This window comes from Streptomyces sp. NPDC046716, assembly GCF_040645755.1.
Lineage (GTDB): Bacteria > Actinomycetota > Actinomycetes > Streptomycetales > Streptomycetaceae > Streptomyces.
In genome coordinates this window covers 1-25,515 of the sequence record NZ_JBEYYU010000029.1, presented here as the reverse complement: position 1 = coordinate 25,515, position 25,515 = coordinate 1, and the positions used below count along the sequence as shown (strand labels likewise).

Here is a 25,515-nt window from a genome sequence, read left to right as displayed (position 1 = left end):
CCCCGGCCGATGTCACGGCCGGGGGCGGTTCTAGTCTGGTGGCGCACAATCCGTACGAATCGAGCACCGGGAGCCGGCCGATGGATCACAGCGGGCACGGCATGGACGGCATGGATCTGCCGCCGTTCACGCTGGGGAACGGCCTTCAATGGTCGGCCGACCCCTTCTTCCTCGTCGGCTGCCTCCTCGCCCTCGCGCTCTACGGGTGGGGCGTCGTCCGGCTGGCGCGACGCGGGGACGCCTGGCCGGTGGGCCGTACCCTCTCGTTCGTCGTGGGCGTGCTCACCATCGGTCTGGTGATGTGCACCAAGCTCAACGACTACGGCATGGTCATGTTCAGCGTGCACATGGTGCAGCACATGGTGATCAGCATGCTGTCGCCGATCCTGCTGCTGATGGGCGCCCCGATCACGCTCGCGCTGCGCGCACTGCCGGTGGCGTCCAAGCGCGGCAGCAAGGGCCCGCGCGAGTTGCTGCTGATGCTGCTGCACAGCCGCTACATGCGGATCATCACGCATCCCGCGTTCACCATTCCGCTGTTCATCGCGAGCCTGTACGTCCTCTACTTCACCCCGCTCTTCGACTTCCTGATGGGGTCGCAGGTCGGTCACCTCGCGATGATGGTCCACTTCCTCGCCGTGGGCGTGGTGTTCTTCTGGCCGATCATGGGCGTGGACCCGGGGCCGCACCGGCCCGGCTACGTGATGCGGATGCTGGAGCTGTTCGCGGGCATGCCGTTCCACGCGTTCTTCGGGATCGCGCTGATGATGGCCAGCACCACGATGGTCGGCACCTTCGAGAACCCGCCGGCCTCCCTGGGCCTCGATCCGATGTCCGACCAGACGGCCGCCGGCGGCATCGCGTGGGCGTTCAGCGAGGTGCCGTCGGTCCTGGTCCTGCTCGCCCTGCTGTTCCAGTGGAAGAAGTCCGAGGAGCGCCAGGCGCGGCGCAAGGACCGTGCCGCGGACCGGGACGGCGACAAGGAGCTGGAGGCGTACAACGCCTACCTGGCCTCGCTGAACGCACGCGGGCAGTAGCGCCACAGGCCGTTCCCGGGTGAGGATGGCCTTCTGGCCGCGGCACGGGCGCCGCACAACACCGCCGTACGGCGTCCCGGCTGCCGGGAGGAGGGTGTGTGATGCCCGGATCCACGAAGACGATGGGCGTGTTCACCGTCGGTGGCCTGGTGGCCGTGACCGCCTACACGGTGGCGCTCGGCAGCAATGGCTGGCTCTGGTTCGGCTGGATCGTGCTGGGCCTGATCACGGTGGCGATGGTGGCCTCGCACAACCCCTGACACCCGGGCCGAGCATTGGTTACTGTGCGTTCGCGCCCGTAAATGCTGCATGGGGGAAGGCGACGGCCATGTTCTACCGACTGCTCAAGTACGTGATCCTCGGGCCGCTGCTGCGGCTGATGTTCCGGCCGCGCATCGAGGGGCTGGAACACGTTCCGGACGAGGGCGCCGCGATCGTCGCGGGGAACCATCTGTCGTTCTCGGACCACTTCCTCATGCCGGCGATCCTCAAGCGGCGGATCACGTTCCTGGCGAAGGCCGAGTACTTCACCGGGCCCGGGGTGAAGGGCCGGCTCACCGCCGCCTTCTTCCGCAGCGCCGGGCAGATCCCGGTCGACCGCTCCGGCAAGGAGGCGGGGCAGGCCGCGATCCGCGAGGGGCTCGGGGTGCTGCGCCGCGGCGAACTCCTCGGCATCTATCCGGAGGGCACCCGCTCGCACGACGGCCGCCTCTACAAGGGCAAGGTCGGGGTCGCCGCGATGGCCCTGAAGGCGCAAGTCCCGGTGGTCCCGTGCGCGATGATCGGCACGTTCGAGGCGCAGCCGCCGGGCCAGAAGATCCCCAGCATGCGCCGGATCACCATCCGCTTCGGCGAGCCGCTGGAGTTCTCCCGCTATGCCGGCATGGACGGCGAGAAGGCGATCCTGCGGGCGGTCACCGACGAGATCATGTACGCGATCCTGGAGCTGTCCGGACAGGAGTACGTCGACAAGTACGCGGCGCAGGTGAAGGCGGAGGCCGAGGAGGCCAAGGCCCGGAAGTTCCCGCGGATGCCCCTCAGCTGAGTCCGGATCGCGCCGCCGGGCCGCTCTGCGGTGAGCAGAAAACCGTGGGCACCGGCGGCCCGGTCACCGTACGGTCCGGGCATGAAGACGGCTTTGGTGATCGGTGCGGCGGGACAGATCGGGCGACCGGCGGTACGGGCGCTCGCGCGGGACGGATGGGCGGTGACGGCCGCCTCGCTCGGCGGCGGCCGGGACGCGGACTGGCCGGACGAGGTGCGGTCGGTGCGGCTGGACCGTGACGACGACGCGGCGGTGGCCGCGCTCGTCGGGGACGGGGTCGACCTCGTCGCCGACCTGGTGGCCTTCACCCCGGCCCACGGGCGGCAGCTCGTGGGGCTCGCCGGCCGGATCGGTTCGGCGGTCCTGATGTCGAGCGCCGCCGTGTACGAGGACGAGCAGGGCCGCGGCTTCCACACGCAGGACCAGCCGGACGGCTGGCCGCACTATCCCGTGCCGATTCCGGAGACCTGCCGGACGGCGGCGCCTGGGGACGGGTCGCGGGCGCGCAAGGTGCGGGTCGAGCAGGATCTGCTGGCGCTCGGTGACCGGCTTCCGACGACCGTGCTGCGCGCGTCCGCCGTGTACGGCCCGCACTGCCGCACCCCGCGCGAGCTCTACTTCGTGAAGCGGAACCTGGACGGGCGCCGGACGCGCGTGCTCGCGTACGACGGCGAGAGCCGCTTCCACCCGGCGAGCGTGCACAACCTGGCGGAGCTGGTGCGGCTCGCGGCGGCCCGCCCCGGCTCCCGGGTGCTGAACGGGGCGGATCCCGACCACCCCACGGTCGGCGAGATCGGCGCGATGATCGACACTCTGATGGACGTCGAGACGGAGACCGTGCTCGTCGACGGGCCTCCCCCGGCGCCGAACGTCGGGGACTCCCCGTGGTCGGTGCCCCGCCCGCTGCTCCTCGACATGTCCGCCGCCGAGCGCGAACTGGGGTACAAGCCGGTCACGACGTACGCCGAGGCCCTGCCCGAGACGGTGGAGTGGCTGGCCGCGCGGCTGCGGGAGCGGGACTGGCAGGAGGGCTTCCCCAAGATGGTGGCCTCGTACACGACCGGGATCTTCGACTACGCGGCCGAGGACGCCTGGCTGGCGACGCGCGGATAGCGGAACGGCCCGGCCCTCGGCGGGCCGGGCCGTTCGTCAGGCGACGGTCAGGGCTTCGGGGTGGCGTGCGGGGTGCACGTCACGTCCTTGGCGTCGACCTTGCCGGTGAGCAGGTACGTGTCGACCCGGTCGTTGATGCAGGGGTTGGTCAGACCGGTGACACCGTGCGAGCCCGCGTCCTTCTCGGTGATCAGGCGGGAGCCCTTGAAACGCTTGTGCAGCTCGACGGCGCCCTCGTACGGGGTGGCGGCGTCGCGCTCCGACTGGACGATGAGGACGGAGGGCAGGCCCTTGCCCGTCTTCACGTCGACCGGAGTCTGCTGCTTCGTCTTCCACGTGGCGCACGGCAGGTTCATCCACGCGTTGGCCCACGTCATGAACGGGTACTTCTTGTGGAGCTCGGTGTTGTCCTTGTCCCACTTCGACCAGCTGGTGGGCCACTTGGCGTCGGCGCACTCGACGGCGGTGTAGACCGCGTTGCCGTTCTCCGAGGACGCGTTGCCCGCGGTGTCCGACATGTCGGGGGCGGCGGCGTCGATCAGCGCCTGCGTGTCGCCGGCGACGTACTTGCTCCAGACCTGGGCGGTGGGCGCCCACGCGGAGTCGTAGTAGGGCGCGCTCTGGAAGAAGCCGATCAGCTCGGCCGGGCCGAGGACCCCGCCGATGGGGTTCTTCTTCGCGGCGGCGCGCAGCGTCAACCACTGCTGCTGGACCTTGGCGCGGGTGTCGCCGAGGTGGTAGGTCGCGTCGTTCTTGGCGACCCAGTCCTGCCAGTCCTTCCAGCGGCCCTCGAAGGCGATGTCCTGGTTCAGGTTGGCCTGGTACCAGATGTTGCTCTTCTCGGGGTTGACGACACTGTCCACGACCATGCGGCGGACGTGGCCCGGGAAGAGCGTGCCGTAGACGGCGCCCAGGTAGGTTCCGTAGGAGACGCCCAGGTAGTTGAGCTTCTTCTCACCGAGCGCGGCCCGGATGACGTCGAGGTCGCGCGCGGTGTTCGGCGTCGTCATGAAGGGCAGCATCTCGCCGCTCTTCTCGTAGCAGCCGTCCGCGTACTCCTTGGCGAGCTTGCGCTGGGCGCGCTTGTCCGCCTCGGAATCGGGGACCGGGTCGGCCTTGGGGGCCTTGACGAACTCCTGCGGGTCGACGCAGGAGATCGGCGCGGAGTGGCCGACGCCGCGCGGGTCGAAGCCGACGAAGTCGTACGCCTTCGAGGTCTTCGCCCACAGCGGGTTCTTGGTGGTCACCCGGGTCGGGAAGCGCATGCCGGAGCCGCCGGGGCCGCCCGGGTTGTAGACGAGGGCGCCCTGGCGCTCGTCCTTGGTGCCGGTGCTGACGGCGCGGTCGACGGCGAGCTTGATCTGCTTGCCGAGGGGCTTCGCGTAGTCGAGCGGCACGGTGACGTAGCCACACTGGATCGGCTTGGCCAGACCCCAGTCGGCGGGGCAGTCCTGCCAGTCGATGCCGTGCTTGGCCGCCCTGGCCGCGGCGATCGCCGCGCCCACCGCCTCGCGGTCGAAGCTGCTCGCGCCCTTCGAGTGCGGCGCCGAGGCGCTGGCGGACGGGGCGGTGACCGCTCCCGCTATCAGCGCCGCCACGGCGACGGCACCGGCGGAACCGGCCGCCACCCGCCGTCTGCCGCTTCCCGTCTGTCGAGTCCGTCTCAAGAGAGCCCTCCCGTACATGGATTCGATCATTACGTCGATCGGGTTGCCGACCGGTACCGGGATCCTGTCGGCTGTGAGCACCCTGAGGACAGTCGCGACGTCCGATCTTTACCAATCCGATAAACGGGATAACTCGCCCCGGTGAGCGGTCAGTCGGCCAGATGGAGCAATGCCGCGTCGAGTGTCCGCCGCAGCCGCAGGGCGTCCGGGGCGACCGCGGTGACGAGGACGGCGGGGCCCGCGAGCGGGGTGAGCGCGGCCGTGCCCCGCTCGTCCAGGACCGCGGCGGCCGGCCGGTCCTTCTCGAACTCCGGCCGTACGACGATCAGCTGGCCCAGGGCCCGGTGCCCGGCGAGGACCGCGGGACCGTCCCAGCCGCCGGGTGCGCCGGGACCGCAGGCCAGTTCCTGGTCCAGGAGCGGGCGGCCGGCGTGGTGGACGGTCAGCCGGCTGGTCAGGCGGCCCGGCTCCTCCCCCACCCGGCCGAGCACCTGCTCCTCGCGCAGCACGAGCCGGGCGCCCGGGGCGAGCTCGGCGCGGGTGGTGACGCGCAGGTCGCTGCCGTGCGCCGAGATCAGCTGCTCGGGCAGCCAGTCGAGGCGGGCGCCGTCGGCGACGGTGAGCCGGACGTCGTAGCGGGCCTCGCCCTTGGCCTGGCCCGGCAGGGCGAGCGTGGCGGCGACGGAGCCGACGTGCAGCCGGGCGCCCTCGTCCGCGCGGGCCTCGACGGTGAAGCGGTCGCCGCCGAGGGGGCCGCTCATCGCGCCGACGAGCATCACGCGCGCCTCGTCGGCGTGCGCGGCCCGGGTGCGGCGCACGGCGAGCGAGCCCTCGCCCTCCAGGACCGGCAGGGCGGTGCCGCCCCGGTTGTCGCCGCGGGCGGCGATCCGGGCGGTGGACCGGACACCCGCCGACATCACGCCGTCCAGGCCGCGAGCCGGCCGCGCACCCAGGCGGCCACGTCGCCGACACCGCCCTCGGAGCGCAAGGACTGCAGGACGACCGGCAGTTCGGCGCGCTGAGCCTTGGCGTCCGAGGCCATCCGGCCCAGATCGGAGCCCACGTACGGGGCGAGGTCGGTCTTGTTGATGACGAGCAGGTCCGCGGTGGTGACGCCGGGGCCTCCCTTGCGCGGGATGTCGTCGCCGCCCGCGACGTCGATCACGAAGATCTGGGCGTCGACGAGCCCCTTGGAGAAGGTGGCGGTGAGGTTGTCGCCACCGGACTCCACGAGGATGAGGTCGAGCGGCCCGGCCTCGTCCTCCAGGTCCTCGACGGCCTCCAGGTTGGCGGAGATGTCGTCGCGGATGGCGGTGTGCGGGCAGGCGCCGGTCTCCACGGCGGTGATCCGCTCGGGCGGCAGCACGGCCTCGCGCAGCAGGAACTCGGCGTCCTCGCGCGTGTAGATGTCGTTGGTGACGACGGCGAGGGACAGTTCGTCGCGCAGGGTCCGACAGAGCGCGGCGACGGTGGCGGTCTTGCCGGACCCGACGGGTCCGCCGAGCCCGATGCGCAGGGCGCGCCGGGTCCCGTCGGGCCGCCGGGCGTCGGCGGAGACGGCGGAGGCTTCGTCGTGGGTGTGTCCGAGGTGCATAACGATCACGGCTCCAGAGGGAAGGTCTATTCAGCCCGTCCGGCGTTTGAGGACGAGGCCGTTCAGGCCGATAGGGGGGTCCGGGGGCGCAGCCCCCGGGGTTCAGGACGCGAAGAGCCGCACAGGCCAAGCGGCATGCGCCTCCGCGCCGATCTCCAGCAGCGGCGCGCTCGCGGCGGGCAACGCGTCGACCCCGAGGTCGACGGCCCGCCCCGCCGCGTCCACGGCGTCGGCGACCACCCGGTCGAGCTCCGGCGCGAGCCGCGCCAGAGCCCCGGTCGCGTCGAACGGGTCGAGGCTGAGCAGCCGCACGACCGCCGTCGCGGGCCCGCTGATCCCTTCGTACGCGGAGCAGTACGCGGCGTCCTCGGGCCCGAGCCCGGCGGCCCGGGCGGTGAGTCCGAGCACCACCGGCTGGTGGGCGCCCTTCGGGAACCGGGCGGCCAGGGCGTCGAGTTCGGGGTGGGGCCAGGTGGCGCGAGCGGCCCGCATGAGCTGCCGCCCCAGCTTGCGGGCCGCGACCCGCAGTGCGGCGGACGGGGTTCTGGCGTCGGCGCCCGCGTCGAGGGCGACCGGATCGACGCCGAGCGCCGCCGCTGCGGCGAGGGCCGCCGAGACGGCCCCGCTGGTGTGCAGGCGGCCGCGGCAGAACTCCTCCAGGCTCGCGCCGCCGGTGATGCGGCCCGCCTTGACCGCGGCCTCCGCCCCGCCGGAGTGGGCGTGCCCTCCGGCGGGGAAGCGGCCGTCGGCCAGGACGAGCAGGGTCGCGCGTGTCATGAGATACGTACCCGTCCCATGGTCAGAACAGGAAGTACCGCTGCGCGAGCGGCAGTTCGGCGGCCGGGGCGGGTTCGACGAGTTCGCCGTCGATGGTCACGGCGAACGAGTCGGGGGCGACCTCGACGCGCGGCAGGGCATCGTTGTTGATCATGTCCGACTTGCCGCGGCCGCGGGTGGACCGGATCGGGACGAAGGACCGGTCGAGCCCGAGCCGCTCCACGAGCCCGTCCTCGATCGCCGCCTCCGTCACGAAGTTGAGGGAGTTGGCGGCCGGGGCCTTGCCGTGGGCGCCGAACATCGGGCGCGGCAGCACCGGCTGCGGGGTGGGGATGGAGGCGTTGGCGTCGCCCATCTGCGCGTAGGCGATCTGGCCGCCCTTCATGACCACCTGCGGCTTCACGCCGAAGAAGCGCGGGTCCCAGAGGACCAGGTCGGCCAGCTTGCCGCTCTCCACGGAGCCGAGTTCGCCCTCGATGCCCTGGGCGATCGCCGCGTTGATCGTGTATTTGGCGACATAGCGACGCGCGCGCCGGTTGTCGGCGCGCAGGTCGCCGGGGAGCAGTCCGCGGCGGCGCTTCATCACGTGCGCGGTCTGCCAGGTGCGCATGATGACCTCGCCGATGCGGCCCATGGCCTGCGAGTCCGAGGACATGATCGAGATGGCGCCCATGTCGTGCAGGACGTCCTCGGCCGCGATGGTGGTGGGCCGGATGCGGGACTCGGCGAAGGCGAGGTCCTCGGGGACCGCCGGGTTGAGGTGGTGGCAGACCATCAGCATGTCGAGGTGTTCCTCGACGGTGTTGACGGTGTGCGGCCGGGTCGGATTGGTGGAGGACGGCAGCATGTTGGGCAGCTGCACGGCGGTGATCATGTCGGGGGCGTGACCGCCGCCCGCGCCCTCGACGTGGAAGGCGTGCAGGGTACGGCCGCCGACGGCGTCGAAGGTGTCCTGGACGAAGCCGGCCTCGTTCAGGGTGTCCGAGTGGACGGCGAGCTGGGCGCCGGACTCCTCGCAGACGTCGAGGCAGGCGGAGATCACGGCCGGGGTCGATCCCCAGTCCTCGTGGATCTTGAAACCGCAGACGCCCGCGCGCAGTTGGTCGCGCATGGACTCCTTCGACATGGTGTTGCCCTTGCCGAGGAAGCCGATGTTGACGGGGCTGTTCTCCATCGCGGCGAACATCCGGGCGAGGTGCCAGGAGCCGGGCGTGATGGTGGTGGCCTTGGAGCCCTCGGCCGGTCCGGTGCCGCCGCCGACGAGCGTGGTCACGCCGGACGCCAGTGCCTCGTCGACGATGGTCGGCGAGATGAAGTGGATGTGGGTGTCGATGCCGCCGGCGGTGACGATCTTGCCGTTGCCGGCGAGGACCTCGGTCTCGGGCCCGATGACGAGATCCGGGTGGACGCCGTCCATGGTGTCCGGGTTGCCGGACTTGCCGATCCCGGTGATCCGACCGTCGCGGATGCCGATGTCGGCCTTGACGATGCCCCAGTGATCGATGATCACGGCGCCGGTGATGACGGTGTCCGGGGTGCCCTCGGCGCGGGTGGCACGCGACTGGCCCATGGACTCGCGGATGACCTTGCCGCCGCCGAAGACCGCCTCGTCGCCGGAGCGGCCCGGGCCACCGGAGCGGTCCTCCTCGATCTCGACGAACAGGTCGGTGTCGGCGAGCCGTATGCGGTCGCCCGTGGTGGGGCCGAACAGATCGGCGTAGGCGGCGCGGGACAGCTCAGGCATCGAGGGGACCTCCGGTCTCGCCGCGCAGGCCGGGGACGATCCGGCGGCCCGCCAGGGGTACGAGTTCGACGTCGACGGGGATGCCGGGCTCGAAGCGGACGGCGGTGCCCGCGGCGATGTTCAGCCGCTTGCCGCGGGCGGCGGCGCGGTCGAAGTCGAGACCGGGGTTGGCCTCGGCGAAGTGGTAGTGGGAGCCGACCTGGACGGGGCGGTCGGCGGCGTTGAGGACCGTCACACGGGTGACGTCGCGGCCCTCGTTGTAGGCGACGGGCGCGTCGGCGAAGAGGATCTCTCCGGGAATCATGGCTGCCGCTCCCCCGTCAGACGATCGGCTCGTGGACGGTGACCAGCTTGGTGCCGTCGGGGAAGGTGGCCTCGACCTGCACGTCGTGGATCATCTCGGGGATGCCCTCCATGACGTCGTCGCGGGTGAGCAACTTCCTCCCGGACGCCATGAGTTCCGCGACGGTGCGACCGTCGCGGGCGCCCTCGAGGATGTGGGAGGTGAGCAGGGCGACGGTTTCGGGGTGATTGAGCTTCAGCCCCCTGGCCCGCCGCTTCTCGGCCACGTCGGCGGCCACATGGATGAGCAGTCTTTCCTGCTCGTGCGGGGTCAGTTGCACGGTCCCACCTCACAGTCCTTCACCCGGGCCGTGCGGGGCCCGGCTGCCGCGGCCACCGCGACGGATATAGATGTAACACACAAGGAATGCGCATGATCTTGCGCACCCCGGTTACGAAAACCCCTGGTGGCGTGGGCCGCAGGCTAATGCTGCGGAGTTTCAACGACGTTAACCGTGCCTTGACCGCGCCATGGTGATCAGCTGACCTCACGCATGCTCATCAGACCCCACAGCCCCGCCTGGAGCGCCTCCGCCGGTACGTCCCTGAAGAGGGTCTGCTGGGCGATGAAACCCTGGACCGCCGCGATCATCGTGCGCGCGACGGCTTCCACGTCGGCCTCGGCCGGCATGACACCCGCCTCCTGATACCCCTCGACGATCGCCACCCAGGTCGCACAGATCCGGTCGAAGCCGTCCTGGATGGCCACCGCGAGCGCCGGGTCACGCAGGGTCTCGGTCCAGACCTGGACCATGAGCCGGCCGAAGACCGGCCTGCCCCCCTCGTCGCGCAGCCCCGGCCGCAGCCCCTGCACCTCCCGCATGACCCGGTGGACCAGTTCATGGGGCAGGGCGGGCGGAACCTGCCGGGCGGCCTCCTCGTACACCGCGCCCACGTCGTCGAGCGCCTCGGTGACGATCGCGTGGATCAGCTCCTCCTTGCCGCTGAAGTAGCGGTAGACCGCTCCGGCGGAGAGGCCCACCTCCTTCAGGACGTCCTGCATCGACGTGGCGTGGAAGCCGTTGCGGGCGAAGCAGAGCGCGGCCCCGTCCATGATCTGCCGGCGGCGGGCGTCGAGGTGCTCCTGGGATACACGGGCCATGCGGCTCAAGTTAAAACGAACATTCATTCTTGACAAGCCGCGATCCGGCTCGCGACAGTGGGGGCATCACGTAAAACGAACGATCATTCTCTGAGCCGTCACCGGCTCTCCTGGGAGAGACATGTCAGCCCTGACCCGGAAATCCGCCGCGGCGGTCCTGCTCGTGCCGGTGCTCGCCGCCCTCGCCCTGTGGGCGTTCGCCTGGCCCGCGGTCCGGACGGCACCGCGCGATCTGCCGCTCGGAGTCGCCGGGTCGGCCGCCGCGATGGCCCCGGTCCTTCAGCAACTGGACGCGCGGAAGGGCGCGTTCGAGATTCACCGGTACGCCGACGAGGCCGCCGCGCGGGCCGCGGTCGAGGACCGGGCCGTATACGGGGCGGTGGTGGTGGCCCCGGGCGGGCCGAAGCTGCTGACCGCGTCGGCGGCGAGCCCGGTCGTCGCGCAGTTGCTGGAGCAGGCGGTGACCGCCGGGGCGCCGGCGGGGACGAAGGTGAGCACGGTCGACGTGGTGCCCGCGCCCGCCGCCGATCCCCGTGGCTCCGCCCTGAGTTCGAGCGTGCTGCCGCTCGCCATCGCGGGGGTCGCGGGTGGCACTCTCGTGACCATGATGCGGCTGCGCGGGGCGCGGGCCGCACTCACGCTGGTGCTCGCCGCGGCCCTCGTGGGCATCGCCGGGGCCGCGCTCGCGGACAGCTGGCTCGGGGTGCTGACCGGCGACTGGTGGACGGAGGCCGGGGTGCTGGGCCTGTCGGCGCTCGCGGTGGGCGCCACGGTCGCCGGACTGGCCGCGCTGCTCGGTCCGGCCGGGATCGGGGTCGGCGCCCTGCTGATGGTGCTGCTCGGCAACCCGTTCTCCGGGGTGGCCTCGGCGCCGCAGCTGCTGCCCGAACCGGTGGGAGCCCTCGGCCAGTTGCTGCCGCCCGGCGCCGGCGGCTCACTGCTCCGCTCGGTCGCCTACTTCGACGGGGCGCGCGCCGGGGCACCGGCACTCACGCTCGCACTGTGGGCGGGGCTCGGCCTGGTCGCCGTGACTCTCGGAGGGCTGCGCGGCCGGCGGACACCGGCGGCGCAGGAGGCACCCGCCCCCGCCCCGACACCTCAGCCGGTGGGCTGAGGCCCCCGCCGCCCGGGACCGGGCGGACACCGATCGACCGCGCGTCCCCGCTGTAGCGGACGGGGACGCGCGGTCTTCTTGTTCGGCGGAGCGGGGTGCGGGAGGGGGCGGCTACCTCATGTCGGGGCCGCGGTGTTCGGCCGCGATGCCGAACCGCTGCCGTTCGCCCGGAGCGGACGACAGGGTGCCCACACGGGAGACGGAAGTGATCACCGGCTCCTCGGCCTGGGACCCCATCTTCTCGAGTCGCTCCAGGTCAGCCGCCGATACCAGGGCGACGAGCGGCTTGCCGTGCCGGGTGACGACCACGCGCTCGCCGCCGTACACCACGCGGTTGATCAATTCGGCGAGCTCAGCCCTGGCTTGCGTCACCGGAATCTCGTAGGCCATGCTCCCCAGGGTACGTGATGTACATCCTGTACATTTTTTACAGGGGCGGCGCCGACAGCGCCCGCATCGCCATTGGAGGCTCCATGAACCGCCCGTCCGGCCGTTATGTCCTGCCCGAGTTCACCGAGCGCACCACGTCGGGGCAGCGCACCCTCGACCCCTATTCCAAGCTCCTGGAGGAGCGCATCATCATCCTCGGAACACCGGTCGACGACACGTCGGCGAACGATGTGATGGCGCAGCTGATGCACCTCGAACACACCGCACCGGAGCAGGACATCGCGCTGTACATCAACTCCCCCGGCGGCTCGTTCAGCGCCATGACGGCGATCTACGACACGATGCAGTACGTCACGTGCGAGGTGGCGACGACCTGTCTGGGGCAGGCCGCGTCCGTCGCCGCGGTCCTGCTGGCCGCGGGAGCGCCGGGCAAGCGGATGATGCTCCCCGGCTCGCGGGTGGTGCTCGACCAGCCCGCGCTGCCCGAGCCGGCCCAGGGGCAGCCCAGCGACCTGGAGATCCAGGCCCGGGAGATGGTGCGCACGCGGGAGCGACTGGAGGAACTGCTCGCGCGCCACTCGGGGCAACCGGCGGAGCGGATCGCCGCGGACATCGAGCGCGACACCGTGCTCACGGCCCAGCAGGCCCTGGAGTACGGCCTGGTGGACCACGTCACACAGAGCCGCAAGAACACGCACGGCGCCCAGGGCTCCAGGTGAGGCGGCCGTGTACCCACCCGAACTGCCGCCGCTGCCCGCGCTGACCCGCGCCGAGTGCGAGCTGGTGGACAACTATCTGGCCGTGGTCGACCTGCTGGCGCGCATCAACCCGGCGCGCGGCGACGACACCTATCGGGGCCTGCGGGCCGCCCAGGCCCTCGTCGCCCGGGCGACGGCGCTCCGGGACGCCCTGACCCTGATGCACCAGCGGGGCGAGAGCCGGGTGCACGCGGAGACCCTGGCACGGGCGCTGCGCGTCCTGGACGGCGAGAGGCGGACACAGGCAGTCACATTGCCGCCGGAAAAAGTCACCTGATGGACAGTTGAAGTCGCTCGGCGCTCTTCGGCGACCACATCGTCCGCACCCGCGGCGAAACGGGCCAGACGGGCTACCGCCGGATGGCGTAGATATGAGTAGACCCCCGTGACCGCAAGAGTTGCGCGACGACGGTAGGCGAACACCGGAATTTACGGTTCCGTGCCTGGTGCGGGCGTGGTCTGGGGTGGCCACCGGTCCCCGAAAGCCGCACTGTCCACCTGAACGGGTCAAGCGTGAGGAGCCTCACTTACCGCCGGTTCAGCTCGGTTTTCACCGCAGAGGTGGGTCAAGATCCCTTCCGACGACAAGCCCCCGCCGCCGCGGCGGGGCGGTCCGTGCGGACGCCGAGTCCTGCCGCCGCCCGGATGCCAGGTCGACAGGAGTGCATCGGCAGGAGTGGAGGACCCAGGCACGACGGGCCGCCGCAGCAGCCGTTGCGAGCAGTCCTTGGGGTGAAGCCGCGTACCGCGGCCGGGCATCTTCGCCAGCCCGAACCCGACAGGTCATCCTTCGCAGGCGGCTGACGAAGGGTTGCGCATGACCGCGCTCAATCGTGTCCCCTCGCTGCTGACCCGGGCCGGGACCGCCTCGGTCCTGACCCTCGCCGTGGCGGGCGCCGGGCTGATGGTCCCCGGCGCCGCGTCCGAGGCGTCGGCGGCCGTGGCCTCGTCCAAGGCCCTCCAGGTCGCGGCCTCGAAGAAGGGGGCGCCGTACAAGTGGGGCGCCACCGGACCGCACCGGTTCGACTGCTCGGGGCTCACGCTCTACTCGTTCAAGCGGGCGGGCAAGAAGCTGCCCCGCACCGCCGCGCAGCAGTACAACAAGACCCGCCATGTCTCCGGGTCCCATCGCAAGCGGGGCGACCTGGTGTTCTTCCACTCCGGCCGGAGCGTCTACCACGTCGGCATCTACGCCGGTAAGGGGCGGATCTGGCACTCCCCGAAGACCGGGGACGTGGTGCGGCTGCAGAAGATCTGGACCAAGAGCGTCTGGTACGGCCGCGTGCGCTGACGCCCACCCTCGGCCACGATGTGGTGACGGGCCCGGCGCCGGGCCCGCCGCCCTGTCTCGATCGGCCGGAAGGGGTACTCGCACCGCATGGACGAACGGAACGAGACGCCGCTGCAGCGGGCCGACCGGAACTTCGGCGAACTGCTGCAAGAACTCCGGGTCACCCAGACCGGCGTGCAGTTCCTGTTCGCCTTTCTCCTGACCCTCGCGTTCACGCAGCGCTTTCCCACGCTCGACTCGGTGCAGCGCGCCACCTATGTGACGACGCTGCTCCTCGCGGTCGTCGCGGCCGCGCTGCTGATGGCGCCGGCCGCGGTGCACCGGGTGCTGTTCCAGATGGGGGCGAAGTCCCGGATCGTCCGGGTCTCGTCGCGGCTCGCCGCCTGCGGCATGGCCGCGCTCTCCCTCGCGCTCACGGGTTCGGTGCTGCTGGTGGTCGATGTGACGGTCGGCCGGGGCGGCGGCATCGCCGCGGGCGCAGGAACGTTCCTGGTGTGCGCGGGGCTGTGGGGTGTGCTGCCCGGACTGCTGCGGCGCTCCCTGACCGGGCGGGCCGAGCGGACCGGGTCCGCGGACGACGGGGCGTCCGGCTGACCGTGCTCAGCCGGCGGGGGCCGGCTGGACTCCCCCGTCGGACACGGCGTTCTTCCAGGGCAGGGCGATCCAGACCGTCTTGCCGCCCTCGGGGGTCGGGCAGACCGAGAGTCTGCCGCCGCACTCCGCCGTCAGACAGCGGATGATGACCATTCCCCGTCCGTTGTCCTGCTGCACCGCGGCGGGCAGCCGCTTGGGGTAGCGGGGGTGGCTGTCGGTGACGCCGATCCGCAGCCGCTCGTCCCGCTCCAGTTCCAGCTCGACGGTGAACGTGGGGGAGAGACCGCGCGTGTGCTGCACCGCGTTCGTCGCGAGCTCGGAGACGATCAGCCGGATCGTGTCGGCGATGTCCCCGTCACCCGGCATGCCCCACTCCGCCAGCACGTTGCTCACGTACCTCCGGGCCGTGGAGACCGACGCGGGGTCGCTCGGCAGTGTGACGGATGCTTCCTGGTGGTCTGCCATGGCGAAGTCGTCCCTTTCCTGTCGGGGCCGCTCGACCGCCCGCCGCGGATACTTCACTTCACCGGCCCCGGCTACTGCTTCGCGCCAGCGTACCACTTGGATGCGCTTCCAAGGTGGCGATCCCCCAAGATATGCATATATCTGTCGCCCGAAGCGGTGAACTCTGCGACGGTAGACCGTATTTGGGCGAGCGCACGCCGGTTCCTCTACCGTCTGCTCAGGAGCCGTCCCCGACCGGGCCGGGAGGGAGAACGGCCGCGCGGCCCGAGGGGCAGAGGAGTCAGCATGAAGTACGGTCCCGCGGTACGTCGCCGCAAGCTGGGTGCCGAATTGCGCGCACTGCGGGTGGGCGCCGGGCTCACCAGTGGTGAGGCCGCGCGACTCGTCGGATGGCACCAGTCGAAGGTGAGCCGGATCGAGACAGGACGGAGCGGCGCGAAGGCCTCGGACGTACTCCGTCTGCTCGACGCCTTCGACGCGAAGGACCCCCAACTACGGGAACTCGTGGTGGCGTTGGCAGGGGCCGAGGACGCCGGCGGGCACCATTGGTGGCACGCGTACCGCAGTCTGCTGCCGCCCGCGTACCGCGATTTCATCAGCCTGGAGTCACAGGCCTGCCAGATCAGGACGCTGGAGAACAGTGTCGTGCCGGGGCTGCTGCAGACGCCGGAGTACGCCTACGCGGTGACGCGATCCGTTCTCTCCGGCATGTCCGAGCGGCATATCGAGGCACTGGTGGAAGTGCGTCTCGCGCGACAGGAGGTGCTGCGTTCACAGACGCCCCTGCAGTTGACGGCCATCCTCGACGAGGCGGTACTCCGGCGCGAAGTGGGCGGAAAAGACATTCTGCAAAGGCAATTGGCACATTTGGTCGAGGTGGCGCGGCTGCCGCATGTCCTGATTCAGGTGCTTCCCTTCTCGGCAGGTGGGCACCTCGGCATCACCGGGCCTTTCGTTGTGTTCTCATTTCCGAACACAACTGATCTGGATGTGGTTGTTCTCGACCATTTGACGAGTAGTCTCTACCTCGAGCGGAAAGAAGACCTCACGGCGTACACGGACGCCTTCGAATCTCTTCGAGGACTCGCTCTTTCGCCCGAGGACTCGCTCGAGTTCATCGCACAGATCGCCGGATAGCCGGGTGTGCGGGGTCGCCGACACTCCGTCACGCACCGGCACTGCGTCAGGGAGGCACCATGAATGCACTGCCTCGGTACGTTTCCGACAGCACGTCGCTGAGCGGCGCGCGGTGGCTGCGCAGCAGCTACAGCACAGGCGCCAACAACTGCGTGGAGACGGCCCCCGTGCCCTCGGGGCCCGCGGCCGGCCTCTTGGCCGTCCGCGACTCCAAGAACACGGCGGGACCCGCCGTGCTCTTCGCTCCTTCCGCCTGGGAAGGGTTCATCGGCTCCCTGCGCTGACCGCGCCCCGGGGAGCTGTTCGACTGATCACCCGCACCGCCTCGGCGAGCTGCTCGTCGGTGAGGTCGGCACGGGCGGTCAGCCGCAGCCGTGAGACGCCGTCCGGCACCGACGGCGGACGGAAACAGCCCACCGCCAGTCCCGCCGCCCGGCAGGCAGCGGCCCAGCGCACCGCTTCGTCGGGCGAGGGTGCGCGCACCGAGACCACCGCCGCTTCCGGGCGAACGGCCGACAGGCCCTCATCGGCGAGGAGATGATGCAGCGTCGCCGCGACCTCGCGGGCCCGTGTCGCCCGCCGGGGTTCGCGGCGCAGCAGACGCAGCGCCGCGAGCGCGGCGCCGGCGGCGGCCGGTGCGAGGCCGGTGTCGAAGATGAACGTACGGGCCGTGTTGACGAGATGCTCGATGACCGACGCCGGTCCGAGGACGGCACCACCCTGACTGCCGAAGGACTTCGAGAGGGTCACGGTGGCGACGGTGCCGGGGTCGCCCGCGAGGCCCGCCGCGTGCGGGGCGCCGCGTCCGCCCGCGCCGAGAACACCGAGCCCGTGCGCGTCGTCGACGATCAGCCCGGCCCCGAACTCTCCTGCCACCCCGGCCAGTTCGGCCAGAGGCGCCCGGTCCCCGTCGACCGAGAAGACCGTGTCGCTGACCACCACGGCCGGGCCGTCGTGCGCGCCGAGCGCCGCGCGGACCGCCGCGGGATCGGCGTGCGGTACGACCTGAGTGGTGGCACGGGCCAGCCGGCAACCATCGATCAGGGAGGCGTGGTTGGCCGCGTCCGAGACGATCAGCGAGCCGTGCGGGGCGAGCGCGGTGACGGCCGCGAGGTTCGCCGCGTAGCCGGACGACAGCACGAGCGCGGCCTCGAATCCGCAGAACTCCGCGAGTTCCCGCTCCAGTTGGGTATGCAGCTCGGTGGTGCCGGTCACCAGCCGGGAGCCGGTGGCACCGCCGCCCCAGCTCCGGGCGGCCTCGACCGCGCCCGCGACGGTCTCGGGGTGCCGGGCGAGGCCCAGATAGTCGTTGCTCGCCAGATCGAGCAGCGGGGAGTCGGCGGGACGCGGGCGCAGGGTGCGGACGAGTCCGGCGGCCTCGCGGGCGCGGCGCTGCTCACCGAGCCAGCCGAAGGCCGGGGCGAGGGCGGGGGCGGGGGTGCTGTGCGCTGGAGCCATGACTCCCTCTGTTTGTAGGTAATGCACAGACCTTAGTCGCCGCGCCACCGGCCCAGGATGTGGCAATACCCACACGTCGAGCACCGTCCTTTGTACGAACTCTCCTTTCGCAGGAACACTCCGATGAGCCAGGATCAGGGCTCATGGACCTGCTGAACACGCTGGTGGACAAGGGGCTTCGGCGCGAGACGCCGAGCCGTGAAGAAGCGCTCGCCGTGCTGGCGACGACGGACGACGAACTGCTCGACGTGGTGGCCGCGGCCGGCAAGGTGCGCCGTCAGTGGTTCGGGCGCCGGGTGAAGCTGAACTACCTGGTGAACCTCAAGTCGGGCCTGTGCCCGGAGGATTGCTCGTACTGCTCCCAGCGGCTCGGCTCGAAGGCGGAGATCCTCAAGTACACCTGGCTGAAGCCGGACGAGGCGTCGCAGGCGGCCGCCGCGGGTGTCGCGGGCGGAGCCAAGCGGGTCTGTCTGGTGGCGAGCGGGCGCGGTCCCACGGACAAGGACGTGGACCGGGTCGCGGCGACCATCGACGCGATCAAGTCGGAGAACGAGGGCGTCGAGGTGTGCGCCTGTCTCGGGCTGCTCTCCGACGGGCAGGCGGAACGGCTGCGCGGCGCGGGCGCCGACGCCTACAACCACAACCTGAACACGTCCGAGGCGACGTACGGCGACATCACCACGACGCACACCTACGCCGACCGGGTCGACACCGTGCGGAAGGCGCACGCGGCCGGTCTGTCCGCGTGCTCCGGGCTGATCGCCGGGATGGGCGAGAGGGACGAGGACCTGGTCGACGTCGTCCTCGGGCTGCGCGAACTGGACCCGGACTCGGTCCCGGTGAACTTCCTGATCCCCTTCGAGGGGACGCCGCTGGCCAAGGAGTGGAACCTGACGCCGCAGCGCTGCCTGCGCATTCTGGCCATGGTCCGGTTCGTCTGCCCGGACGTGGAGGTGCGGATCGCGGGCGGGCGCGAGGTGCACCTGCGCACGATGCAGCCGCTCGCCCTGCACATCGCCAACTCGATCTTCCTGGGCGACTACCTGACCAGTGAGGGCCAGGCGGGCCGGGCGGACCTGGAGATGATCGCCGACGCCGGGTTCGAGGTGGAGGGCACCGACCGGGTGACGCTGCCGGAGCACCGCGCGGGCGGCTGCGGTTCGGTCTGCGGGTCCGAGGAGGCCGGGTCCCCGGAGGCGCCCGAGGCGACGGAGGCGCGGACCGATCTGGTCGCCGTACGCCGCCGGGGTGCCGGGACGGATCTCGCGCCCAATGCCTGATCCGCACATCGAGGAACTGCTCCGGCTCGACCGGGATCACGTCTGGCATCCGTACGGTCCCATGCCGGGACGGCAGCAGCCCCTGGTCGTGGAGTCCGCGGCCGGGGTGCGGCTGCGGGTCGCCGGGCACGGCGAACTGGTGGACGGGATGTCGTCGTGGTGGTCGGCGATCCACGGCTACAACCACCCGGTCCTCAACGAGGCGGCGCGCGGGCAGCTGGACCGGATGAGCCATGTGATGTTCGGCGGGCTCACCCACGAGCCGGCGGTCCGGCTCGCGCAGCGGCTCGTCGACATGTCGCCGGCCGGCCTGGAGCACGTGTTCCTCGCCGACTCGGGATCCGTGTCGGTCGAGGTGGCGCTCAAGATGTGCCTGCAGTACTGGCGCTCGCTCGGGCGCCCGGAAAAACGCAGGATGCTCACCTGGCGCGGCGGCTACCACGGCGACACCTGGCAGCCGATGTCCGTGTGCGACCCCGAGGGCGGGATGCACGGCCTGTGGGCCGGTGTGCTGCCGGAGCAGGTGTTCGCGGACGCGCCGCCGAGCGCGTACGAGGAGTCGTACGCGGAGCAGCTGCGGCGGACCGTCGCGGAGCACGCGCACGAGCTGGCCGCCGTCATCGTGGAGCCCGTGGTCCAGGGGGCCGGCGGGATGCGGTTCCACTCCCCCGCCTATCTGCGGGTGCTGCGGGAGGCGTGCGACGCGCACGACGTGCTGCTGGTGTTCGACGAGATCGCTACGGGCTTCGGGCGCACCGGCGCGCTGTTCGCGGCGGAGCACGCCGCGCTCACCCCCGACGTGATGTGTGTCGGCAAGGCGTTGACCGGCGGGTATCTGACGCTGGCCGCGACGCTGTGCACGGCGCGGGTGGCTCAGGGCATCTCGCGCGGCGAGGTGCCGGTGCTCGCGCACGGGCCCACGTTCATGGGCAATCCGCTGGCCGCCGCCGTGGCCTGCGCCTCGATCGATCTGCTGCTCGGGCAGGACTGGCTCGCCGAGGTGAAGCGGATCGAGGCCGGGCTGCGTGAGGGGCTGTCGGCGGCGTGGGACGTGCCGGGGGTCCGGGACGTGCGGGTGCTCGGCGCGATCGGTGTCGTACAGCTGGACCACGAGGTGGATGTCGCCGCGGCCACGCGCGCCGCGGTCGCGGAGGGGGTGTGGGTGCGGCCGTTCCGGGACCTCGTCTACACCATGCCGCCGTACGTCACGGACGACGAGGATCTGGCGCGGATCACGCGTGCGGTGTGCGCCGCCGCGCGGGAAGGGTGAGCGGGCATGACCGTATGGGTGGTCACCGGGACGGGGACCGAGATCGGCAAGACCGTGACGACGGCGGCGCTGGCGGCGGTCGCCGTGCGGGCCGGGCGTTCGGTGGCGGTGCTCAAGCCCGCCCAGACCGGGGTCGCGCCGGACGAGCCGGGCGATGTCGCCGAGGTGGTGCGGCTGGCCGGTGACCGGGTGACCGGGATGGAGCTGGCCCGGTATCCGGAGCCGCTGGCGCCGGGGACGGCCGCGGCCCGGGCCGGGCTGCCGCCGGTGCGGCCCGCCGAGATCGCCGAGGCGGCCGGGAAGCTGGCGGCGTCGCACGATCTGGTGCTGGTCGAGGGCGCGGGCGGGCTGCTCGTGCACCTGGACGGGCAGGGGGCCACGCTCGCGGACGCCGCGCGGCTGATCGGGGCGCCGGTCCTGGTCGTGGCGCGGGCCGGGCTGGGAACGCTGAACTCGGTGCAGCTGACCGCGGAGGCTCTGCGGGCGCGCGGGCTGACGCAGGCCGGGGTGGTCATCGGCAGCTGGCCCCGGGAGCCGGACCTCGCCGAGCGCTGCAATGTGGCGGACCTGCCGAAGGTCGCCGGGGCCGCGCTGCTCGGAGCGGTGCCTGAGGCGTCCGGGGTGCTTGGGGTCGCGGAGTTCCGGGGGGCGGCCGAGGGCTGGCTGGCGCCTGAGTTGGGCGGGGTGTGGGACGGGGCCGCGTTCGCTCGCCGTTGGGGTTCCGCGGGCCGGTTCTGAGAGCGCGCCTCTCGTCGTGGCTGGTCGCGCGGTTCCCCGCGCCCCTGAAGGCATGCGCTGCGCGCGCCACCGGGCGAAACCGCGCGGCGCGTTGGCGCGCGGCTCCGTCGGGGAAGACTCCCGTCACGACACGACAGGAGGCGCGCGATGACGGATCGGCCTCGGAAAGCGGCGGGGGACACCGTACGGCACCCGGTGTTCGCCCGGTTCTACGCCGGGCTCAGTGAGCGGGCCGAGCCGTTCATGGGCCCGGTCCGGAGCGAGCTGCTCGCCGGGCTCTCGGGCCGGGTGCTCGAGGTCGGGGCGGGGAACGGGCTGAACTTCGGCCACTATCCCGCCGCCGTCTCCGAGGTCGTCGCGATCGAGCCGGAGCGGGGGCTGCGCCGGCTGGCCGTCGAGGCGGCACGGCGGGCGGAGGTTCCGGTGGATGTGGCGCCGGGGGCCGCGGAGGCGCTGCCGGTCAAGAGCGAGGGGTACGACGCCGTCGTGCTCTGCATCGTGCTGTGCAGTGTCCGCGATGTGGCGCGGGCGCTGGGTGAGGCGCGGCGGGTGCTGCGGCCCGGCGGCGAGGTGCGGTTCTTCGAGCACGGGCGGGCACCGGGGCGGGCGATGCGCGGGGTGCAGACGGGACTCGACCGGACGGTGTGGCCGCTGCTCTTCGGCGGCTGTCACACCGGGCGCGACACGGTGGCGGAGCTGCGCGACGCCGGGTTCGAGATCGGGCAGCACCGGGAGCTGATCGTGCCGGATCGCGGGCCGCGGCTGCCCACCTCGTACTGCGTGCTCGGCACGGCCCGGCTCCCCTGAGGCAGGGCTCACCGGCTCCAGCCGTGCAGTTCCTTCTCGATGTCGTGGACGCTCGCGCCGTCGTGCTTCACCAGGCGGGCGAGTTCCCTGACCTGCTCCGGGGAGGTGGTCACCGGCACGCCGCTGGCGACCAGATAGGCGTACGCGACGGCGGTGGCGTACATCGCGTTCGACCGCTCCAACGCCGGTACGTGGATGAGGAGTTGCAGCAGTGCGGCGGCGCGCGCCTGCGGGCTGTCGTAGACCGGGAGGTCGAGGATGCGCGCGGAGTGGCGGGACACCGCCGCCACGAGGGCGCCCCAGTCGGTGACCTGCGGGTCGCCGGGGGTCTTCTGTTCGGCGACCATCAGCAGCCAGGCGAGGTCGACCGTGAAGTGCGGAGGGCCGCTCGCGTCACTCAACGGGGCGGCGCCGGCCTTCGGTGTCCGGGCCGAACTCCTCGGCGAAGACCGACTCGTACCGCTGCATGAAGTCGGCGGCGGCGTCGACGAACATGCGGCCCTGCTCGCCCGCGTCCCGCCGGACGAGCTCCTCGATGTAGCGGTTCACGCTCATCCCACGGGCCAGCGCCCGCTCCCGGGCGGCGCGCGCGGTGTCCGCGTCCACCCGCACGTTCAGCTGCGTCTTCGGCATGCCTTCACGCTAGCGCCGGTGCGCTAGCACCGGCAAGAGCGTCTCGGGGTCAGGCCCGCAGCGCCGCCTCCGCGATGGCCGGGAGCGCCAGGTAGCACAGGTCGCGGTACTGCATGTCGGCCCAGGCGTCCCCGTGCGGCCAGGCCGAGGTCTTGACGACGACCACGCGGCGGTCCCGGTCGGCGTACACGAACTGGCCGCGCATGCCGTCCGCGGTGACGCGGCGTCCCGTCGCGTCCAGGGGCCACCAGTGGTGGCCGAACCCGGCGTGCGCGGTGATCGTGACCGGCAGCCGGCCCGGGTGCAGGAACGGCGCTCCGGGGCGGCTCGACGTGTCGGTCCACTCCCGCGGGACGACGGCGTGGCCGCCCCAACTGCCGTCCAGCTGGAGCTGTCCGATGCGGGCCCAGTCGCGGGCCGTCGCCGCGAGCGAGCCGCCGGCCATGGCGACGCCGTGCGGGTCGTGGCCGACGACCGCGGGGTGTTCGGCGCCGACGGCGTTCCACAGGCGGGAGAGATGGGTGGCGAAGTCGAGGCCGGTGGCGCGCTCGCGGACCCAGTCGAGGACGAGGGAGTCGGCGGTGCAGTACGTGAAGGCGGTGCCCGGTGCCCTGCCGGGCGGGACGGACGTGAGCTGCGCGCGCAGACCGCCCTTGCCCTCGCGGACCGGGGCGACCAGGCGGGCGGCGGGCGAGGCCGGGTCGCGGTGGTCCTCCGCCCAGTCCACGCCGGTGGTCATCGCCAGGAGGTGACGGATCGTCACATCGCGGTAGCCGCACGCCGGATCGTCGAGTTCGGGGACGTACGACCGCGCGGGCGCGTCGATGTCCAGGTCCGGGATGTTCCCGACCAGGAGGGCGAGCGCCGACTTGGTGGCGGAGTTGCCGAGCAGCCGGTCCTCGGGGGTGACGCCGTGGAAGTAGCGCTCGTGCACCAGGGTGCCGTCGACGATCACGACGAGCGAGGTGGTGCAGGTGAGGTCGAGGAACTCGTCGAGGTCCATGGTCCGGCCGGCGCCCGCGATCCGGGCGGAGAGCGGGCGCTCTGCCCGGGGCCAGGGCTGCGGGTCGTCGGCCCGGGCGATCTCGGTGGTGCAGGGGATCAGCCGCTGCGGTTCGCGCAGCGACTCGACGTCGGGGCGGGGCCGGGGGCCCGCGGGTGCGGTGGCCATCAGGCGCCTTCTCCTACGGGTTCAAGGGTGTCGTCGGATTCCCTGCCGGGGGTGTCGGCGAGCAGTTGCCGGGTGTACGGGTGCGAGGGGCGGTCCAGGACCTCGGCGGTCGGGCCCTCCTCCACGATCCGGCCGTCGGAGAGGACGGCGACCCGGGTGGCGAGGGAGCGGACGAGGGCGAGGTTGTGGGTGACGAACAGCATCGACAGGCCGCGGCTGGTGCGCAGTTCGTCGAGCAGGGTCACGATCGACGCCTGCACGGAGACGTCGAGCGCGGAGGTCACCTCGTCGCAGATCAGCAGCTCGGGCTCGCAGGCGAGCGCGCGGGCGATCGCGACGCGCTGGCGCTCACCGCCGGAGAGCCGGTCGGGGCGCAGGTCGGCGACGCCGGGCGAGAGCATGACCTGGGCGAGGAGTTCGTGCACGCGCTCGGTGGCGGCCGCGCCGCGGGCGAGGCCGAACAGTTCCAGCGGCCGTCGGATGATCTTGCCGACCGTCATCCGGGGGTTCAGGGCGAGATACGGGTTCTGGAACACGTACTGGACGGCCTTGCGCAGCTCGCGGCCGCGCTGCCGGGCGCCGGGCGGCATCTGCTCGTCCTGGAAGGTGACGGTGCCCGTCCACTCGTCGTGCAGTCCGCCGACGGCCCGCGACAGGGTCGACTTGCCGCTGCCGGACTGGCCGACGACGGCCACGCATTCGTTGCGGCCGACGGTCAGGTCGATGCCGTGGAGGATCTGCCGGGAGCCGTAGTGGGCCGTCAGTCCCTCGACGGTGAGGACGGGGGCGGGGCGCTCGGTGCCGGCCGACGGGGCGACGGTGAACGTGAGCGGGCGGGCGCGGACGTGGTCCACCCGGCGGCAGCGGGCGCGCACGTCGCCGCCGGTGACGGCGGTCAGCTCCGGCTCCCGTTCCGCGCACGCCTCCTCGGCGAAGTCGCAGCGGTCGCGGAACCGGCAGCCGGTGGGGCGGCGGCCCGGCGAGGGCGTGCTGCCGGGGATGCCGGTGAGCACGCGCGCCTCGTTGACGCTGGGCACGGCGGTGAGCAGGGCGCGGGTGTACGGGTGCGAGGGCGTCGCGAAGACGGTCTCGCGCGGGCCGATCTCGACGATGCGGCCCGCGTACATCACCGCGACGCGGTGCGCGAACTCGCCGACGACGGCCAGGTCGTGGGTGACGTAGACGGCCGCCACGTCGTGCCGGGCGCACAACTCCCGCACCGTGGCGAGGACATGGGCCTGCGTGGTGACGTCGAGGCCGGTCGTCGGCTCGTCCAGGACGAGGACCTTGGGGCGCAGCGCGAACGCCATGGCGATGCCGACGCGCTGCAGTTGCCCGCCGGAGAGCTGGTGCGGGTAGCGGCGCAGGAAGGCGTCGTCGTCGGGCAGCGCGACCTCGGCGAGGACCTCGCGGACGCGGGCGTCGCGCTCGGGCGGGGTGCCCGCGTGGTGGACGTCGAGCACTTCGCGGATCTGGCTACCGATGCGCATCACGGGGTTGAGGGAGGCGGCCGGGTCCTGGGGGACGTAGGCGACCTCGGAGCCGCGGCGCCTGCGGGCCTCCGCGGGCGGGGCGCCGAGCAGTTCGCGTCCGTCGAGGACGACCTCTCCGGCGTCGACGCGGGCGCCGCGGCGGGTGTGGGCGAGCAGGGCCGTGGCGATGGTGGTCTTGCCGCTGCCGGACTCGCCGACCAGGGCCAGGATCTCGCCGGCGGCGACGTCGAAGGCGATGTCGTCGACGACGTCGGGGCCGGTGCGGCCGAGCACCACGCGCAGGCCGGTGACGGCGCAGGAGGCCGTGCTGTCGGTGCTGCTCGCTTCGATGTCGGTGATCGGTGGGGTCATGAGGTGGCTCCCTTGCGATGCGGGCTGCGGGTGCGTCGTGGCTTCTCGCGCAGTTCCCCGCGCCCCTGAAAGCGAGCTCCGCTCGCTCCAGGGGAAGCTGCGCGCAGCGCATGCTTCAGGGGCGCGGGGAACTGCGCGAGAAGC

The 25,515-nt window shown here is 72.0% G+C and carries 30 protein-coding genes and 1 riboswitch; of the genes, 15 read left to right on the top strand and 15 right to left on the bottom strand.

Annotated elements, in window-relative coordinates:
- The first annotated feature begins 80 nt into the window (after positions 1-80).
- The 4 genes from ABZ930_RS22045 to ABZ930_RS22030 all read left to right on the top strand — a co-directional run bounded on the left by ABZ930_RS22045 (position 81) and on the right by ABZ930_RS22030 (position 3,195).
- Positions 81-1,037 carry a cytochrome c oxidase assembly protein gene (locus tag ABZ930_RS22045; RefSeq protein WP_361550228.1) on the top strand — a complete coding sequence of 319 codons (957 nt, stop codon included), beginning with the start codon at positions 81-83 and terminating at the stop codon, positions 1,035-1,037.
- 101 nt (positions 1,038-1,138) lie between these two features.
- The gene (locus tag ABZ930_RS22040) at positions 1,139-1,297 is read left to right on the top strand and encodes a hypothetical protein (RefSeq protein WP_181512557.1); all 159 of its coding nucleotides are present in this window, start codon (positions 1,139-1,141) and stop codon (positions 1,295-1,297) included.
- A gap of 68 nt (positions 1,298-1,365) precedes the next feature.
- Entirely contained in the window at positions 1,366-2,082 is a 717-nt protein-coding gene (locus ABZ930_RS22035) for a lysophospholipid acyltransferase family protein (RefSeq protein WP_361550226.1), read from the top strand.
- 81 nt (positions 2,083-2,163) lie between these two features.
- Positions 2,164-3,195: an NAD(P)-dependent oxidoreductase gene (locus ABZ930_RS22030; RefSeq protein WP_361550224.1), complete on the top strand. Its 1,032-nt coding sequence runs from the start codon at positions 2,164-2,166 to the stop codon at positions 3,193-3,195.
- Between the two features lie 47 nt (positions 3,196-3,242).
- On the opposite strand, the gene ABZ930_RS22025 is transcribed toward ABZ930_RS22030, so the two are convergent.
- The 8 genes from ABZ930_RS22025 to ABZ930_RS21990 form a co-directional block, all read right to left on the bottom strand.
- Positions 3,243-4,880 carry an alpha/beta hydrolase gene (locus ABZ930_RS22025; protein WP_361550222.1) on the bottom strand — a complete coding sequence of 546 codons (1,638 nt, stop codon included), beginning with the start codon at positions 4,878-4,880 and terminating at the stop codon, positions 3,243-3,245.
- A 131-nt stretch (positions 4,881-5,011) separates the two neighbouring features.
- Positions 5,012-5,779, bottom strand: coding sequence for an urease accessory protein UreD (locus ABZ930_RS22020; protein ID WP_361550220.1), 768 nt, complete (start codon positions 5,777-5,779; stop codon positions 5,012-5,014).
- On the bottom strand, positions 5,779-6,456 hold the full coding sequence (gene ureG / locus ABZ930_RS22015; RefSeq protein ID WP_361550374.1) for an urease accessory protein UreG: 678 nt from the start codon (positions 6,454-6,456) through the stop codon (positions 5,779-5,781). The genes ABZ930_RS22020 and ureG overlap by 1 nt, the downstream gene beginning before the upstream one ends.
- A 102-nt stretch (positions 6,457-6,558) precedes the next feature.
- Entirely contained in the window at positions 6,559-7,233 is a 675-nt protein-coding gene (locus ABZ930_RS22010; RefSeq protein ID WP_361550218.1) for an urease accessory UreF family protein, read from the bottom strand.
- 22 nt (positions 7,234-7,255) lie between these two features.
- Positions 7,256-8,977 carry an urease subunit alpha gene (locus ABZ930_RS22005; protein WP_361550216.1) on the bottom strand — a complete coding sequence of 574 codons (1,722 nt, stop codon included), beginning with the start codon at positions 8,975-8,977 and terminating at the stop codon, positions 7,256-7,258.
- Positions 8,970-9,281: an urease subunit beta gene (locus ABZ930_RS22000; RefSeq protein ID WP_361550214.1), complete on the bottom strand. Its 312-nt coding sequence runs from the start codon at positions 9,279-9,281 to the stop codon at positions 8,970-8,972. The genes ABZ930_RS22005 and ABZ930_RS22000 overlap by 8 nt, the downstream gene beginning before the upstream one ends.
- Before the next feature lie 16 nt (positions 9,282-9,297).
- On the bottom strand, positions 9,298-9,600 hold the full coding sequence (locus ABZ930_RS21995; RefSeq protein WP_111663529.1) for an urease subunit gamma: 303 nt from the start codon (positions 9,598-9,600) through the stop codon (positions 9,298-9,300).
- A 197-nt stretch (positions 9,601-9,797) separates the two neighbouring features.
- Positions 9,798-10,421, bottom strand: a complete 624-nt coding sequence (locus tag ABZ930_RS21990) for a helix-turn-helix domain-containing protein (protein WP_361550212.1) — start codon at positions 10,419-10,421, stop codon at positions 9,798-9,800.
- A 121-nt stretch (positions 10,422-10,542) separates the two neighbouring features.
- On the opposite strand from ABZ930_RS21990, the gene ABZ930_RS21985 reads away from it, so the two are divergent.
- Positions 10,543-11,535 carry an ABC transporter permease gene (locus tag ABZ930_RS21985; protein WP_361550210.1) on the top strand — a complete coding sequence of 331 codons (993 nt, stop codon included), beginning with the start codon at positions 10,543-10,545 and terminating at the stop codon, positions 11,533-11,535.
- Positions 11,536-11,646: 111 nt separating this feature from the next.
- Here ABZ930_RS21985 and ABZ930_RS21980 read toward each other — a convergent pair whose 3' ends face one another.
- Positions 11,647-11,925, bottom strand: coding sequence for a type II toxin-antitoxin system Phd/YefM family antitoxin (locus tag ABZ930_RS21980; protein ID WP_361550208.1), 279 nt, complete (start codon positions 11,923-11,925; stop codon positions 11,647-11,649).
- An 83-nt stretch (positions 11,926-12,008) separates the two neighbouring features.
- On the opposite strand from ABZ930_RS21980, the gene ABZ930_RS21975 reads away from it, so the two are divergent.
- From ABZ930_RS21975 to ABZ930_RS21960, 4 genes are all read left to right on the top strand, one after another.
- Entirely contained in the window at positions 12,009-12,644 is a 636-nt protein-coding gene (locus ABZ930_RS21975) for an ATP-dependent Clp protease proteolytic subunit (RefSeq protein ID WP_361550206.1), read from the top strand.
- A 7-nt stretch (positions 12,645-12,651) separates the two neighbouring features.
- A complete protein-coding gene (locus ABZ930_RS21970; protein WP_361550204.1) occupies positions 12,652-12,960 on the top strand; it encodes a hypothetical protein in 309 nt (102 codons plus the stop codon).
- A 335-nt stretch (positions 12,961-13,295) separates the two neighbouring features.
- A riboswitch (cyclic di-AMP (ydaO/yuaA leader) is annotated at positions 13,296-13,497 on the top strand.
- A 3-nt stretch (positions 13,498-13,500) separates the two neighbouring features.
- Positions 13,501-13,974, top strand: a complete 474-nt coding sequence (locus ABZ930_RS21965; RefSeq protein ID WP_361550202.1) for a C40 family peptidase — start codon at positions 13,501-13,503, stop codon at positions 13,972-13,974.
- Positions 13,975-14,061: 87 nt separating this feature from the next.
- Positions 14,062-14,568 (top strand): DUF6328 family protein, encoded by a 507-nt coding sequence (locus tag ABZ930_RS21960; RefSeq protein WP_361550200.1) that lies wholly within the window; start codon positions 14,062-14,064, stop codon positions 14,566-14,568.
- A 6-nt stretch (positions 14,569-14,574) separates the two neighbouring features.
- Here ABZ930_RS21960 and ABZ930_RS21955 read toward each other — a convergent pair whose 3' ends face one another.
- Positions 14,575-15,033: an ATP-binding protein gene (locus ABZ930_RS21955; protein ID WP_361550198.1), complete on the bottom strand. Its 459-nt coding sequence runs from the start codon at positions 15,031-15,033 to the stop codon at positions 14,575-14,577.
- 285 nt (positions 15,034-15,318) lie between these two features.
- Here ABZ930_RS21955 and ABZ930_RS21950 point away from each other — a divergent pair, with 285 nt between their 5' ends.
- Both ABZ930_RS21950 and ABZ930_RS21945 read left to right on the top strand, forming a co-directional pair.
- Complete coding sequence (locus ABZ930_RS21950) at positions 15,319-16,170, top strand: helix-turn-helix transcriptional regulator (RefSeq protein ID WP_361550196.1); 852 nt, start codon at positions 15,319-15,321, stop codon at positions 16,168-16,170.
- 59 nt (positions 16,171-16,229) lie between these two features.
- Complete coding sequence (locus tag ABZ930_RS21945; RefSeq protein ID WP_361550194.1) at positions 16,230-16,454, top strand: DUF397 domain-containing protein; 225 nt, start codon at positions 16,230-16,232, stop codon at positions 16,452-16,454.
- Here the strand turns inward: ABZ930_RS21945 and ABZ930_RS21940 are convergent.
- Positions 16,435-17,628, bottom strand: a complete 1,194-nt coding sequence (locus ABZ930_RS21940; RefSeq protein ID WP_361550192.1) for an 8-amino-7-oxononanoate synthase — start codon at positions 17,626-17,628, stop codon at positions 16,435-16,437. The genes ABZ930_RS21945 and ABZ930_RS21940 overlap by 20 nt on opposite strands.
- A gap of 143 nt (positions 17,629-17,771) precedes the next feature.
- Between ABZ930_RS21940 and bioB the strand changes: the two genes are divergently transcribed.
- The 4 genes from bioB (at position 17,772) to ABZ930_RS21920 (ending at position 21,723) form a co-directional block, all read left to right on the top strand.
- Complete coding sequence (gene bioB / locus ABZ930_RS21935) at positions 17,772-18,908, top strand: biotin synthase BioB (RefSeq protein WP_361550190.1); 1,137 nt, start codon at positions 17,772-17,774, stop codon at positions 18,906-18,908.
- Positions 18,901-20,178: an adenosylmethionine--8-amino-7-oxononanoate transaminase gene (locus tag ABZ930_RS21930; RefSeq protein ID WP_361550188.1), complete on the top strand. Its 1,278-nt coding sequence runs from the start codon at positions 18,901-18,903 to the stop codon at positions 20,176-20,178. Before bioB ends, ABZ930_RS21930 begins: the two co-directional genes overlap by 8 nt.
- Before the next feature lie 6 nt (positions 20,179-20,184).
- On the top strand, positions 20,185-20,916 hold the full coding sequence (gene bioD, locus ABZ930_RS21925; protein WP_361550186.1) for a dethiobiotin synthase: 732 nt from the start codon (positions 20,185-20,187) through the stop codon (positions 20,914-20,916).
- Between the two features lie 147 nt (positions 20,917-21,063).
- Entirely contained in the window at positions 21,064-21,723 is a 660-nt protein-coding gene (locus ABZ930_RS21920) for a class I SAM-dependent methyltransferase (protein WP_361550184.1), read from the top strand.
- An 8-nt stretch (positions 21,724-21,731) separates the two neighbouring features.
- Here ABZ930_RS21920 and ABZ930_RS21915 read toward each other — a convergent pair whose 3' ends face one another.
- The 4 genes from ABZ930_RS21915 to ABZ930_RS21900 are packed head-to-tail and all read right to left on the bottom strand — an operon-like array spanning position 21,732 to position 25,371.
- Complete coding sequence (locus ABZ930_RS21915) at positions 21,732-22,070, bottom strand: fic family toxin-antitoxin system, toxin component (protein ID WP_361550372.1); 339 nt, start codon at positions 22,068-22,070, stop codon at positions 21,732-21,734.
- Between the two features lie 46 nt (positions 22,071-22,116).
- A complete protein-coding gene (locus ABZ930_RS21910) occupies positions 22,117-22,356 on the bottom strand; it encodes a toxin-antitoxin system HicB family antitoxin (protein WP_361550182.1) in 240 nt (79 codons plus the stop codon).
- Positions 22,357-22,405: 49 nt separating this feature from the next.
- Positions 22,406-23,527: a serine hydrolase gene (locus ABZ930_RS21905; RefSeq protein ID WP_361550180.1), complete on the bottom strand. Its 1,122-nt coding sequence runs from the start codon at positions 23,525-23,527 to the stop codon at positions 22,406-22,408.
- Positions 23,527-25,371, bottom strand: coding sequence for an ABC transporter ATP-binding protein (locus ABZ930_RS21900; RefSeq protein WP_361550178.1), 1,845 nt, complete (start codon positions 25,369-25,371; stop codon positions 23,527-23,529). The genes ABZ930_RS21905 and ABZ930_RS21900 overlap by 1 nt, the downstream gene beginning before the upstream one ends.
- Between the last annotated feature and the right edge of the window lie 144 nt (positions 25,372-25,515).

Coding starts and splice junctions, on each gene's coding strand:
- ABZ930_RS22045 (WP_361550228.1), top strand. CDS start 81: ATGGATCACAGCGGGCACGGCATGGACGGCATGGATCTGCCGCCGTTC.
- ABZ930_RS22040 (WP_181512557.1), top strand. CDS start 1,139: ATGCCCGGATCCACGAAGACGATGGGCGTGTTCACCGTCGGTGGCCTG.
- ABZ930_RS22035 (WP_361550226.1), top strand. CDS start 1,366: ATGTTCTACCGACTGCTCAAGTACGTGATCCTCGGGCCGCTGCTGCGG.
- ABZ930_RS22030 (WP_361550224.1), top strand. CDS start 2,164: ATGAAGACGGCTTTGGTGATCGGTGCGGCGGGACAGATCGGGCGACCG.
- ABZ930_RS22025 (WP_361550222.1), bottom strand. CDS start 4,880: ATGTACGGGAGGGCTCTCTTGAGACGGACTCGACAGACGGGAAGCGGC.
- ABZ930_RS22020 (WP_361550220.1), bottom strand. CDS start 5,779: ATGTCGGCGGGTGTCCGGTCCACCGCCCGGATCGCCGCCCGCGGCGAC.
- ureG (WP_361550374.1), bottom strand. CDS start 6,456: ATGCACCTCGGACACACCCACGACGAAGCCTCCGCCGTCTCCGCCGAC.
- ABZ930_RS22010 (WP_361550218.1), bottom strand. CDS start 7,233: ATGACACGCGCGACCCTGCTCGTCCTGGCCGACGGCCGCTTCCCCGCC.
- ABZ930_RS22005 (WP_361550216.1), bottom strand. CDS start 8,977: ATGCCTGAGCTGTCCCGCGCCGCCTACGCCGATCTGTTCGGCCCCACC.
- ABZ930_RS22000 (WP_361550214.1), bottom strand. CDS start 9,281: ATGATTCCCGGAGAGATCCTCTTCGCCGACGCGCCCGTCGCCTACAAC.
- ABZ930_RS21990 (WP_361550212.1), bottom strand. CDS start 10,421: ATGGCCCGTGTATCCCAGGAGCACCTCGACGCCCGCCGCCGGCAGATC.
- ABZ930_RS21985 (WP_361550210.1), top strand. CDS start 10,543: ATGTCAGCCCTGACCCGGAAATCCGCCGCGGCGGTCCTGCTCGTGCCG.
- ABZ930_RS21980 (WP_361550208.1), bottom strand. CDS start 11,925: ATGGCCTACGAGATTCCGGTGACGCAAGCCAGGGCTGAGCTCGCCGAA.
- ABZ930_RS21975 (WP_361550206.1), top strand. CDS start 12,009: ATGAACCGCCCGTCCGGCCGTTATGTCCTGCCCGAGTTCACCGAGCGC.
- ABZ930_RS21965 (WP_361550202.1), top strand. CDS start 13,501: ATGACCGCGCTCAATCGTGTCCCCTCGCTGCTGACCCGGGCCGGGACC.
- ABZ930_RS21960 (WP_361550200.1), top strand. CDS start 14,062: ATGGACGAACGGAACGAGACGCCGCTGCAGCGGGCCGACCGGAACTTC.
- ABZ930_RS21955 (WP_361550198.1), bottom strand. CDS start 15,033: ATGGCAGACCACCAGGAAGCATCCGTCACACTGCCGAGCGACCCCGCG.
- ABZ930_RS21950 (WP_361550196.1), top strand. CDS start 15,319: ATGAAGTACGGTCCCGCGGTACGTCGCCGCAAGCTGGGTGCCGAATTG.
- ABZ930_RS21945 (WP_361550194.1), top strand. CDS start 16,230: ATGAATGCACTGCCTCGGTACGTTTCCGACAGCACGTCGCTGAGCGGC.
- ABZ930_RS21940 (WP_361550192.1), bottom strand. CDS start 17,628: ATGGCTCCAGCGCACAGCACCCCCGCCCCCGCCCTCGCCCCGGCCTTC.
- bioB (WP_361550190.1), top strand. CDS start 17,772: ATGGACCTGCTGAACACGCTGGTGGACAAGGGGCTTCGGCGCGAGACG.
- ABZ930_RS21930 (WP_361550188.1), top strand. CDS start 18,901: ATGCCTGATCCGCACATCGAGGAACTGCTCCGGCTCGACCGGGATCAC.
- bioD (WP_361550186.1), top strand. CDS start 20,185: ATGACCGTATGGGTGGTCACCGGGACGGGGACCGAGATCGGCAAGACC.
- ABZ930_RS21920 (WP_361550184.1), top strand. CDS start 21,064: ATGACGGATCGGCCTCGGAAAGCGGCGGGGGACACCGTACGGCACCCG.
- ABZ930_RS21915 (WP_361550372.1), bottom strand. CDS start 22,070: ATGGTCGCCGAACAGAAGACCCCCGGCGACCCGCAGGTCACCGACTGG.
- ABZ930_RS21910 (WP_361550182.1), bottom strand. CDS start 22,356: ATGCCGAAGACGCAGCTGAACGTGCGGGTGGACGCGGACACCGCGCGC.
- ABZ930_RS21905 (WP_361550180.1), bottom strand. CDS start 23,527: ATGGCCACCGCACCCGCGGGCCCCCGGCCCCGCCCCGACGTCGAGTCG.
- ABZ930_RS21900 (WP_361550178.1), bottom strand. CDS start 25,371: ATGACCCCACCGATCACCGACATCGAAGCGAGCAGCACCGACAGCACG.